General features: G+C 64.6%; 1 protein-coding gene. It reads left to right on the plus strand.

Going from position 1 to position 367, the window contains the following annotated elements; genetic code table 11:
- Nucleotides 1–367 (plus strand): hypothetical protein (locus E1288_RS47805; RefSeq protein WP_165968648.1); only part of this gene is annotated, 367 nt, incomplete at both ends.

Here is a 367-nt window from a genome sequence, read left to right on the forward strand (position 1 = left end):
GAACGTCGATGAGCAGGAGGGCTGGCGGCCCAGGCCCGATTCCGTTGCGGGTGTCGATGGTTCGATCGGCGACGTGCCCGCTGCTGTTGATCGGTCCATAACGGACACTGCGGTGGACTCCGGCCTGCCCCACTTCGGCCTGCTCGATTTTGACCAGACCCACCTTGACCTGACCCAGTTTGACCCGACCAACTTTGACCTGCCTGACTTTGACCTTGGCTTGGGGCCGGCCGGCTGGGATCTGCCTCGCTTGGGTCTGATCGGCTTTGACCCGGCTGGTTTGGGCCTGGCCGGTGTTGACCTGCCGAACGTCGATGAGCAGGAGGGCTGGCGGCCCAGGCCCGATTCCGTTGCGGGTGTCGATGGT

This window comes from Saccharopolyspora elongata (assembly GCF_004348985.1).
Taxonomy (GTDB): Bacteria; Actinomycetota; Actinomycetes; order Mycobacteriales; family Pseudonocardiaceae; genus Saccharopolyspora; species Saccharopolyspora elongata.